6 protein-coding genes and 1 other annotated feature are annotated in these 9,992 nt (G+C 33.8%); of the genes, 3 read left to right on the forward strand and 3 right to left on the reverse strand.

Annotated features, from left to right (window positions below):
- Positions 1-219 precede the first annotated feature (219 nt).
- Complete coding sequence (locus tag Q7P22_RS08335) at positions 220-1,203, reverse strand: biotin--[acetyl-CoA-carboxylase] ligase (protein ID WP_303863029.1); 984 nt, start codon at positions 1,201-1,203, stop codon at positions 220-222.
- A 759-nt stretch (positions 1,204-1,962) separates the two neighbouring features.
- Positions 1,963-2,202: a binding site (T-box leader), on the forward strand.
- A 157-nt stretch (positions 2,203-2,359) separates the two neighbouring features.
- On the opposite strand from Q7P22_RS08335, the gene Q7P22_RS08340 reads away from it, so the two are divergent.
- Positions 2,360-3,808, forward strand: coding sequence for a tryptophanase (locus Q7P22_RS08340; RefSeq protein WP_303863032.1), 1,449 nt, complete (start codon positions 2,360-2,362; stop codon positions 3,806-3,808).
- A 175-nt stretch (positions 3,809-3,983) separates the two neighbouring features.
- Here Q7P22_RS08340 and Q7P22_RS08345 read toward each other — a convergent pair whose 3' ends face one another.
- Positions 3,984-6,032, reverse strand: a complete 2,049-nt coding sequence (locus Q7P22_RS08345; protein WP_303863034.1) for a cell wall metabolism sensor histidine kinase WalK — start codon at positions 6,030-6,032, stop codon at positions 3,984-3,986.
- 58 nt (positions 6,033-6,090) lie between these two features.
- Between Q7P22_RS08345 and Q7P22_RS08350 the strand changes: the two genes are divergently transcribed.
- Positions 6,091-6,792 (forward strand): response regulator transcription factor, encoded by a 702-nt coding sequence (locus Q7P22_RS08350; RefSeq protein WP_303863037.1) that lies wholly within the window; start codon positions 6,091-6,093, stop codon positions 6,790-6,792.
- A 327-nt stretch (positions 6,793-7,119) separates the two neighbouring features.
- Here the strand turns inward: Q7P22_RS08350 and Q7P22_RS08355 are convergent, their stop codons facing one another.
- A complete protein-coding gene (locus Q7P22_RS08355; RefSeq protein WP_303863040.1) occupies positions 7,120-9,054 on the reverse strand; it encodes a YgiQ family radical SAM protein in 1,935 nt (644 codons plus the stop codon).
- 305 nt (positions 9,055-9,359) lie between these two features.
- Between Q7P22_RS08355 and Q7P22_RS08360 the strand changes: the two genes are divergently transcribed.
- Entirely contained in the window at positions 9,360-9,788 is a 429-nt protein-coding gene (locus Q7P22_RS08360; RefSeq protein WP_113920588.1) for a ferritin-like domain-containing protein, read from the forward strand.
- Positions 9,789-9,992: the final 204 nt, after the last annotated feature.

The raw sequence follows: 9,992 nt of genomic DNA on the forward strand, positions 1-9,992 counted from the left end.
ATGACCCCCTGCTTGTAAGGCAGGTGCTCTCCCAGCTGAGCTATGCGACCATATTATTTGTCTTTTTTTGAGGACATGTACTAGTATAACTTAGGACTAAAACAAAGTCAATGTTTTTTAAAAAATTATTTAAATCTTTTTTCTTCTATTTTAATCGTGCTTTTTGCTTCTTAGAAAGCCCAATTTTTGAGCTCTCATCATAAAAAGAATTCAATCTCATTAAAAACTTGTAGATAAAGTTACTTCTCCAGATAGAAGATCTCGAATTTCTCCATTTTCTAATTCCACTTTTAAAGCTCCGTTTTTTTCAATATCTAATACTCTTGCACGAATAGAATCATTATTATATATTTTAACCTCTACGTTTTTTCCTATCAAATAAGATTTCTTTCGATATTCATCAATTATACTTTCATAATTCTCATCATTTAGGAAATCATCGTAATACTGATCAAAAATATTTAGTATCTTTTGTACAACCTCTTTTCGTTTTTGTATTTTTCCAGTTTCAATCTTTAAAGAACTTGCTTTTGCTGCTAACGATTCATCAAAATCTTCTATATCTAAATTAATATTGATACCTATTCCAATAACTACATAATTAATCTTATCTACTTCTCCGCTAATCTCCGTCAAAATACCACAGATTTTTTTTTGGTTTATTAATATATCATTAGGCCATTTTATTTCCACTTTTTTTTGAATATAGTCTTCTAAGGCTGAGCATACGGCAAGAGCAGTAATAATCGTAAGTCGGGTTATTTTTTCAAAGGATATTTGAGGCTTTAATAAAATTGATAAATAAGCCCCTTTTCTCATAGGAGAAACCCATTCCCTTGAGAACCTTCCTCTCCCTTTCTTTTGACTTTCTGCGATGATGATATCTCCATCTTCAAAAGGCTTTTGCGCCACTATTTTTCCGTAATCATTAGTAGAATCAATTTCCTCAAAATAGTATATGTTTTTTCCTATCCTCTTCGTCCTCAATCCTTCTTGTATTTCATAAGAGTATAAATTATCAGGGCTTTCTACTAGTTTATATCCCAATTTTGTCTTTGACTGAATGATATAGCCTTCCTCTTGAAGCTGCTTAATTACTTTCCATACAGCGGTCCTAGACACACCAAATACAGTGCTTAAATATTCTCCAGATAAGTATTGTGTTTTATTTTCTTTTAAAAGTTTAAGGATTTTTTCCTTCATATGGATCTCCAGTCTATTATTGATAAGCGCATGAGACGCAGTAGTTCTAAGTTCTATGTATGGACAGTAGTTGAAATTATTTCTAATCTTACAGAACTCTTGTATTAGATCTCAACTATCAGTATGTTAGTAAAAAATAAATAATAATTATTTTTCATAAAATGATTGACATTTTTGAACTTATAAAATAATATATATTAAAATCCAAATAAATGCAATGACTGAGAACAAGTAAGAATTTTATATCCTAACAGAAAGATGCCGGTTGATGCAAGGCATTCAGGTATGATTTTCCCAATACATCTCAAGAGCAACCCTCTGAAAGTGCAATATGTAGGAGGCGTCCAATGAGCATCGGTTATATGCTTAAGTATGTAAATACTTGCTGAGGTTTCTATTGTGAGATAGAAACGAACATTGGTGGTAACGCGGTTAATCCCCGTCCTTTGAATATAATTTAAAGGGCGGTTTTTTTTCGCGAACTAACGAGCAAAGCGAAAGCGTAGCTTTCGCAGTAGATGTGTAATGTAACTGACAATCAGCTTGCTGAATTAGCTGTGAAATTACATATCTACGAAATGAAAGCTATGCTTTCATTTTGCGAGTGGCGCGACGGAGGAATTGGTGAAGCCAATTCCGGAGGGCTACTATTTATAATATCAACCAAACCTTTAAAATTTTCCATTATAAAAGCCTCCTTAAAGGGCGGGTTTTTTTACGTAGTGGAATAGATTTCCCAAACGAACCAAACTAAATAAAACAAAAGTAATGATTGAGAACAAGTAAGCATTTCAGAACACTAACAGAAAGGTGCCGGTTGATGCAAGGCACTAAGGTATGATTGCTGAATACATCTCATAAACTGCCCTCTGAACCATACTCTAGTAGGAGGAGCCCGGTGAGCATCCGTTATATGCTTAAGTATGCAAATACTTATTGAGGTTTCTATTGCGAGATAGAAACAAACTTAGGTGGTACCACGGAAACCCCGTCCTTTGAATATAATTTGAAGGGCGGGGATTTTTTTCGTGAAATGATGAGCCGATCGAAAGCGCAAAGCCAATTCCTTAGAGCCAGAACAACAATCGATCAATACGTAACGACTTACTAAATTCAGAATATTCTAAATTATCAAACAATTATAGGAGGATATACTATGTCAAATATTAAATTTTTTAGTGGAGAACAAATTCCGTTGGAGATGCACAAAGTCCGTATCGTACAAAAATTAAACTTACAACCTGTTGAAAAAAGGCTAAAAGCAATCACTGAAGCTGGCAATAATACTTTTCTTTTAAAGAACCGAGATGTCTTTATGGATATGCTCACGGATAGTGGCGTAAATGCTATGAGTGATCGTCAAGTAGGTGCTATGATGGTTGCAGATGACAGCTACGCTGGAAGTGAAACATTTTTTCGATTAAAAGAAAAAATCACAGATATCTTTGGTTTTGAACACTTCTTACCAGCCCATCAGGGGAGGGCTTGCGAAAATATCATTGCCCAAACCTTAGTAAAGCCTGGAAGCATTATACCTATGAACTATCACTTTACTACTACAAAGGCTCATTTTGTTTTAAATGGGGGAACTGTAGAAGAACTCATTATAGACGAGGGATTAGAAGTAATTTCCAATTACCCCTTTAAAGGAAATATATGTGCTGATAAACTCAGACATTGCATTGACAAACACGGTGCAGAAAATATTCCCTTCGTACGTATGGAAGCAGGTACTAATTTAATTGGTGGCCAGCCTTTTTCATTAGAAAACTTAGAAGAAGTTCAAAAGCTTTGCAAGGAAAACAAAATACTATTAGTTTTAGATGCTAGCTTATTAGCGGATAATCTTCACTTTATAAAGGTAAGAGAAGAACAATGTAGAGAATTGTCTATTAGAGAAATTACAAAACGCATCTCCGATCTCTGTGACATTATTTATTTTTCAGGCAGAAAGCTAGGCTGTGCTAGGGGTGGTGGAATCTGTATAAGAGATGAGAAGATTTTTGCTCAAATGAAGGAATTCGTAACTTTATATGAAGGATTTTTAACTTATGGTGGAATGTCTGTAAGAGAAATAGAAGCTATGACCATTGGCTTAGAGGAAACAATGGATGAGGAAGTCATTAATCAAGGTCCTGAATTTATCGCATTTATGGCAGAAGAATTACAAAGAGGTGGCGTTCCCGTCATCACCCCTCCAGGTGGCCTTGGATGCCATATTAACGCTATGAAATTCGTCAACCATATTCCTCAAGAACAATACCCAGCCGGAGCATTAGCCGCAGCAATCTATATTACTGGTGGCATAAGAGGAATGGAACGTGGAACATTATCTGAGGAAAGAAATCCAGATGGCAGTGAACACCTTGCAGATATGGAACTAGTCCGTTTAGCCTTGCCTCGTAGAGTATTCACTTTATCCCAAGTGAAATACACAGCGGATAGGATTATTTGGCTATACAAAAACAGGCATTTAATAGAAGGCTTGACTTTTGTCGAGGAGCCTAGAATACTACGCTTTTTTACTGGTAAATTAAAACCTGTATCAAACTGGCAAGAAAAATTAGTCTCAGCATTCCGAGATGATTTTGGTGATAGCCTGTAGAAAGCGCCTTCGGCGCTTTCGTTCTAAGTTCTACGTTGTAAGTTCTAAGTAAAACCCTTTAGTAGCAAACAATAGTTTAACCATATTTAACTATTGTTCAACAATCGTTAAACTACTGTTAAAGTCTTAATGGAGTTTTGCTTACAACGTAGAACTTAGAACTTACAACGAATGGCTACCGCTGGTATCCATTCTGTCTTACCGGCAACCGTATAAACACACTTGTCCCCTCTCCAAATACAGACTCAATCCATATACTTCCCTTATGTTTTTCTACAATCTCTTTAGCAATGAATAAACCTAGGCCTGTAGAGTCTTCACTGTATTCAGTTTTCTTAGATTTATAATATCTATTAAAAACAATAGGGAGCTCTTCTTCTTTAATCCCTATTCCGTTATCTCTCACTTCAAATACAATATCCTTTTTACTGTATTCAACAATAAGAACCTTCACCTTACCACCACTTGGTGTATACTTTATACTATTAATAACTACATTTTGTATGACCTGTTGTAATCTATTCCGATCCCCTTCAATTATAAACTCTTCTAATTCTAGAGACACTTCCAATTGAATATCTTTTATATTTGCCTCTAGATTCATATCTGTCACAACCTGTTTTATCAGTTGAATAAGATTTAGCTTTTCAAAATTAAATATAATTTTGTTTGTCTCTAATCTTGAAATCAAAAACAAATCTCCTATTAGCCTATTTAAATACTGAGTTTTAACCTGTACTCTCTTTAAGTAACGATCTATATCTTCTTTTTCTGTGACGACTCCATTTACAATGGCATCAATATAACCTTGTACGATAAAAAGAGGACTTCGAAGATCATGTGATATATTCAATACAAAATTCTGCTTGTCTTTTTCGATCTTCATATTTTCTTCATAAGACTGTTTTAATTCACTGGTCTTATCTTCTACGATTTTTCCTAGATTTTGATTCATAAATTCCAATTGGTAAGCGAAGCGATCTGCATCATCAAATTTTTGAGCAAATTTTTGAGCTACAATAAATGCACAGATCACCATAAATATATGACCGTACTGAGATGTACTAATCCATACATTCACGATACCTACTGGCATGAAGCCTTGATTATGTAATAAATCAAAAATATAACTAACTGTAAAACTAAATCCTCCAATAAGCATGATTAGGCTTGTCTTTTTAATTAAATATGCTCTAAGTATCGTAATAAAATTGACGAAAACCAGGACACGTCCCATCCAAATATGCAAAAAATTTGCTACAGTAATCCAACGTTCAAAGGGATGTATAGTCGTTATACTAGCAATGATTAGCACACTGGACAAGAACCATTTGTGCTTTTTATCCATTGGAACCTCAAAGTGAAGTAGATGATATATAATATTAATCATAACTAAGTTAAAAATGAGAAAAAAACGAATTAATTCCCTCCAGTATTCTGATTTTAATGGAATAGACTTAAAAAGGAACAGAAGGTTTGAGTCTAAAAGGATTGTAATGATACTTCCAAAACTCAATAAACCTAAAAATAATAAGTATTTCTCACTGGTCTTTTGTTTATATAATGAAAAACTATATATCATAATGATAAAGTAAATACCGATTGCAAAACTATTCACGATTAAATTGATGTATTCAAGGCCTGTAATTACAGCACATGGGCCAATAAAAATTCGCCAAGGAAATTCTCGGTAATTAATGCGATTTTTTGCCTGCATGACAATATCTAATTCATAACCTTCCTCACTTGCAATATAATCCGCTTCATCTAATCGTACTACGTGCATTCTATGGATCTCTTGTATTCCTCCAGGAAATCTATAATTTACGAACTCTTTCCCATTTATCCAAATTCGAAAGGCTTGCATGTCCGATAATAAAAGAGATAATAATCTTTTCTCATCTGTCATTATCCTTAAATGATATGTTCTTTCATTTTTTGACCGATCTAGGCTACCTCTTACTTTCGTTAAGTACTTTGATTGTTCAATATTCTCTTCTAATTGATTTGGATTGAGCAAAAGCCCATCGTATACTTCCCATTCTCCACTAAGAGAGTACTTTACATAACCGTCCCAGCTGACGTCTCTAGCGTCAAGTACGCCTTCTTTTGCGTATAGACGAAATGCATCTGTATTATAATTTCCTATATAAATTAATAATTGTACGGACAAACACACACAGATTATTGCACCTATTAATCGTTTTTTAGAAATTTTTATCATGTCTTTTATCCTTCTATTTCCTTTTTTATTATTGTATAATAAATATGGAGGTAATACTATGATAAATATATTATTAGTTGACGATGACTTCGACATCTGTGAAATTATTAAGATCAATCTTTCTTCCCTTAACTGTAATCTATACATTGCCAATGATGGTAAAGAGGCTTTATCTCACTTACATAATCACCATATTGATTTAGTACTATTAGATATTATGTTACCAGATTTAGATGGAGTGGACTTTTGCGGTGAAATACGGAAGATCAGTAATTGCCCCATTATATTTATAAGCTGTATTGATGATGACAATACAATCGTCAAGGCTCTAGAAATGGGTGGAGATGATTATTTAGTTAAACCTTTTAATACCGACGTCCTTATTGCGAGAATTGAGGCTAATTTACGTCGCATTGAGATTGGTATCAATAAAACGGATGATTCTACACTAAAAAAGACTTTTGGAAATTGCATTATAGATTCAAGCAACCACACCGTAATTAAAAATAGAGAGAAAATATATTTGTCTCCCTTAGAGTTTAAAATTTTAAACTTTATGGTTGATAATCCAAATCAGATTTTATCTCTCAATAAAATATATGATAATATTTGGACCACCCCTAGTTATGGTGACGTGCGGACAGTAAAGGTACATGTAAGCAATATTCGAAAAAAAATTGAAGATGATCCTGCAGATCCACAGTATATTACGACCATTAGGAGAATAGGTTACTATTTTGTTCTAGAAAATAAAACATAGTCGTGATTATTTGTCGATAAATATTCAATAAGATACCATTAGTATTGCTTAAATATTTAATAATCACAACTATGATTATGACATTTGTATTATAATCTATATTTTTATTATATCTTATTTTTATGAAAAAGTGTTTAAAGATATGGTTAAAAATATATCATTGAACAGGAAATGCGATTAGCGCAATTTTTAGTTTAGAATTTTAAGCAGAAGGCAAAAGTCTGAAAGCAGAACTTTCTATAGAGAGTATCTTATTTTTTACATCTCGCTTCTTAGTTTGTATGGGATGACGACTCGTTATCCCATACGATAAATGCTAATGGTAATCTAAAGTCTTGTGCGTTTTTTATGCTTTCTGTTGGAATTTGTATGCTTTTTTGTTCTACTCCCATCGGTTTCTCTTTTATTTCTTTGTCTTACATCAGTAGTTTCTTTTTTATGTTGTTTATCACGGTTGTCTTCATGGGAGCTTTTTCGAGGGCGAATGAGGCAGTGCTTATCATAACCTATGAGATCTCTTCTCCCCGCCTTTGTCAGTGCTTCGTACACTAAGTCATAATTTTTCGGTTTTCGATACTGTATTAAAGCTCTCTGCATTGCCTTATCATGAGGGTTTTTAGGAACGTATACTTTTCCCATCGTTCTAGGATCTAATTCTGTATAAAACATACAAGTGGACAAAGTCCCTGGAGTAGGATAAAAGTCTTGTACCTGCTCAGGCATATGATTTAAATCTCTCAAATACTCTGCTAATTCAATAGCCGCATTTAAATCTGAGCCAGGATGACTAGACATTAAGTAAGGAACCAAAAACTGTTTCATACCTAGCTTTTCATTAATCTTTTCATACTTATTTCTAAACTTTTCATATACTTCTCTTTTTGGTTTACCCATCTTTTCCAAAACTTTAGGAGAGATATGTTCTGGTGCAACTTTTAATTGCCCACTAATATGGTGTTCACATAGCTCCCAAAAAAAATCATCATTAGGATCTGCCATTAAGTAATCATATCGAATGCCAGAGCGAACAAACACCTTTTTTACCTCAGGCAATTCTCTTAGCTCTTTTAAAAGGTTTAGATAATCTTTATGGTCCACTTTTAACTGTTTACATGGCTCAGGATCTAAGCATTGTTTGTTCATGCAAACACCATGCTTTTCTTGCTTAGTACAGGCCCTATCTCTGAAGTTCGCAGTGGGACCACCTACATCGTGAATGTAGCCTTTAAAATCTGACTCGCTTATAATTTTTTTTGCTTCTTCTATTATAGACTCATGACTTCTAGATTGAACTACTCGACCTTGATGGTAAGTAAGGGCACAGAAATTACAGCCTCCAAAGCAACCTCGATTGCTAATTAAACTAAATTTTACTTCCTTAATGGCTGGAATTCCTCCGTCTTTTTCATATATAGGATGGTAAGTTCGCATAAAAGGTAGATCGTAAACAGAATCTAACACTTCTCTAGTCATTGGCTCAGGTGGTGGGTTTTGTACAACAAAATAATCTCGATAAGGTTCAACAAGGGGTTTCCCTACTACAGAATCCATATTATTAGACTGAATTAGAAAGCTTTTAGCATATGTCTCTTTTGAGGCTAATATTTCATCGTAATGGGGTAAAAAGATGGGCTTATAAGGTCTTTTTTTATCTTTTGTCTTATACACAGTTCCCTCTATAAAAGTAATTTCAGAAACAGGTAATCCGCTTTCTAAAGCCTCCGCAATTTTAATAATTTGCTCTTCTCCCATTCCATAGACGATCAAATCTGCTTTTGCATCTAAGAGTATGGATCTTCTAATCTTATTAGACCAATAATCATAATGAGCAAATCGCCTAAGACTCGCTTCAATCCCCCCTAAAATAATTGGCACATCGCTATATGCTTCCTTGATTTTTGAAGAATAAATAATCGTAGCGCGATCTGGGCGATACCCTCCTTTTCCACCAGGAGAATACATATCGTCTCTTCTCATTCTCTTGGAAACGGTGTACTGGTTTACCATTGAATCCATATTTCCACCAGTTACCAAAAATCCAAGCCTTGGTCTGCCAAATCGCTTAAAATCTTTGATGGATTTCCAGTCTGGTTGTGCAATAATGGCAACTCGATATCCTCTACTTTCTAATACCCTTCCAATAACTGCGGCTCCGAAGGAAGGATGATCTACATAGGCGTCACCTGAGACCAATACAAAGTCTACCTCATTCCATCCCCGTTCAAGTAAATCGTCTTTATCTATAGGTAAAAAATCAATCATTTTTTCATTCCTCTTTCTCATGATCCATCAATTTTAATACTAAGGGTTAGTATAACAAATCAATAAGTAAAATACTAGAATCATTTTAGTCCTTAGTCACTTGTCTTAAGTCACTAGCACTAGGGTATTCTTTTAAAGTCAAAATTCTTCTCTATGCTTAAAGTAACTAGGATAGGAGCTCCAGTTAAATGTAGAGCTATTCTTTTAAAGAATAAGAGGTTCCTAAGCTTTGCCACGAGATTAATTAGTAACTTCCTTATTTAAATGGCATAAAATATACTAACAATAAAATTGGGGGAATTCCTTTGAATATAGATAGATTGATAGATTGTGATAAAGAGTATGAATCGTATATTATTTCGAACTTAAAGAATTATATTACAGATGAGCTTATAGATAGCCATTACTATGAAGAGCTATCCCATCTAGCACCATCCAATGTAGCAAAAGACCTCTTGTTGTCCTTTAGTGAAGATGAGAAAAACCATGCAGAATTATTTGGACAAATATATTATTATTTAAGAGCATCTCATTATACTCCAGAAATAAGCTATATAAAAATTAATGATTATAAAGAGTCCATTATTCAAAAGATGAATGACGAGATTAAAGATTACGAAGAATACAGCAAACAATACTTAAATGCTCCCACTATAGAATGGCAGAATATTTTTTTTGTGGTTAGAGATACAGAAGCCCAACACGCCATGAGACTCCCTTCTCTACTAGAATAAATCAAGGAGTAGCTACCAGCCGCCATTTGGTGGCTTTTTTCATAAGCTTTTACATAGAACTTACAACTACATTGTCTAATTTCTATAAAACAGGGTATATATAATATACTCGTATATATTAATAGTAATAGAATTTTACTTTCATTATTTATGGTGGATTATATAATTAAGTTAGCCACCATTATACAAAAAAACGCCACGTGA

Source organism: Alkalibaculum bacchi (assembly GCF_937875145.1).
GTDB lineage: Bacteria > Bacillota > Clostridia > Eubacteriales > Alkalibacteraceae > Alkalibaculum > Alkalibaculum bacchi_A.